We start from the raw sequence: 1990 nt of genomic DNA, 5'->3' as shown, positions 1-1990 counted from the left end.
GGTGGCCAAAATCCATCACTCGGAACTGATCACCCGAATCCGGTATCACTCGCGCCCGAGCCGGTCGCGCCAACGTGCGCGCACCCGAATCGCCTACATCGCGCATCGCCGCGGCAAGCGAGAGCAGACATCGCGCCATCTCGCGCGCGCCCGAATCGCCTACGCCGCCCCCTCGTGCCCCAGTCCGTCGTGCCCCAGTCCGTCGTGCCCTTGCCGTCGTGCCGAGCCCCTCACGTCCCGATCGCTCGCGCTCGACTTGCTCACCCCCGATTCGCGGCCGCGGCAGTGGCGCGCCCATCGGCCCGCAGTCGGCCGCGGATCAGCCCGCGGAGCCGATCAGCCCCAGGGGCCGGAACGCCGGCCACCGCCACCCCACGGGCCCGATGCCGGGCCGGACGGCGGCGCCGAGGGACGGTCCGCCCCACCCCACGGGCCGGCTCCACGCGGGCGCGGCGGCGCGGGCCGCTCGCGCGGAGCAACGCCAGAGTAGCCGCCGAAGCCGCCGGTGCCGGTGCCCGTCTCGGCCGCGAATCGCTGCAAGGCCGCGATGCGGTTCTCGGTCGCCGGATGGGTCGAGAACAGATTGTCCATCCCCGCACCGGTCAGCGGGTTGATGATGAACATGTGGGCCATCGCCGGGTTCTGCTCGGCCGCGTGATTCGGGATCTGGTGCGCGGCATTGTCGATCTTGCCGAGCGCAGAGGCGAGCCAGTCCGGCCGGCCGCAGATCGCCGCACCCATCCGGTCGGCTGCGTATTCGCGGGTACGGCTGATCGCCATCTGCACCAGCATCGCCGCGATCGGCGCGAGAATCACCATCGCGAGCGTGCCGACGATGCCGAGCCCGTTGTTGTTGTCGCGGTTGCCGCCGCCGAAAAAGAGCCCGAACTGGGCGAGCATCGAGATCGCGCCGGCGATGGTCGCGGTGACCGTCATGATCAGCGTGTCGCGGTTCTTCACGTGAGCGAGCTCGTGCGCCATCACGCCGGCGATCTCCTCGCGCGAGAGCATGTGCAGGAGGCCGGTGGTGGCGGCGACCGCGGCGTTCTCCGGGTTGCGGCCGGTGGCGAACGCGTTCGGCTGAGGGTCGTCGATGATGTAGGTGCGCGGCATCGGCAGCCCGGCGCGCTGCGACAGCTCACGGATCATCGCCACGAACTCGGGCGCGGTGCGCTCGTCGACCTCCTGGGCGCCGGTCATCGACAGCACCATGCGGTCGGCGTTCCAGTAGGAGAACAGGTTCATGGCGGCAGCGACCAGGAAGGCGATGGTGGCGCCGGTCTGGCCGCCGATCAGATAACCGACGCCCATGAACAGGGCGGTCAGCCCCGCCAGCAGGATCGCGGTTTTCAGATAGTTCATCGGAGTTCCTCGTTGCCTCGGGCGAGCGGCCCGACGTCGCGTACCGAATTCACGCACTGAATTCGCCGACCATATGGGCGGAGCGCGGAACCGCCACAAGCGCACCGGGACGCGACCGCGCGTCGCGCCGGCGAGCGGGGCCCTCGCGCCGGCGCGAGGGGCAACGGCACGGCGATTCGAACTCGTGCGCGCGGTTGCGGCACGCCGAGGCGGCCTCCGGCAGGTCGCCCACGGCTCGGCAGGTCCCCCCACTGCCGAACGCGGGAGGCTGCCCCCACGCCGACGCCCCGCCTCGCCGGCACCGGCTCGCCGCCTCCCGCGAGAACGGCCGTCTCTCACGAAAGCAACGGCGCGGCCGATGGTCCGGCGCGTCCCGAGGACGGCGGACCGAGCGGCGCCCCCTCCGGCCCCGCCTCCGCTCCCGACATGCCCCGCCCTGGCCCTGCCCGACCCGGACGGAACCCGATCGCGGGGGTTGACCTTCGCTGCGCACCGGCTCTCTTGTGCCGGTATGACCAAGACCTCGACACACGCATCCGCCTCCGCGGCCGCCCCCTCGTCCGGCCCGACGGCGACGCCCGCCGCGACCGCCCCGCAGGCGGCCGGCGGCCCCGCCGCCCACACCGCC

Annotated in this window: 1 protein-coding gene; it reads right to left on the bottom strand. The window is 72.6% G+C overall.

What is annotated here, in order from left to right; genetic code table 11:
- Positions 1-336 precede the first annotated feature (336 nt).
- A complete protein-coding gene (gene htpX, locus A33M_RS16945) occupies positions 337-1362 on the bottom strand; it encodes a zinc metalloprotease HtpX (protein WP_008389597.1) in 1026 nt (341 codons plus the stop codon).
- Positions 1363-1990: the final 628 nt, after the last annotated feature.

The sequence above is a fragment of the Rhodovulum sp. PH10 genome, from assembly GCF_000293785.1.
Lineage (GTDB): Bacteria > Pseudomonadota > Alphaproteobacteria > Rhizobiales > Xanthobacteraceae > Rhodoplanes.
Note: the sequence above shows the minus strand (reverse complement) of the source record. Positions and strands in the feature narration are given on the sequence as shown.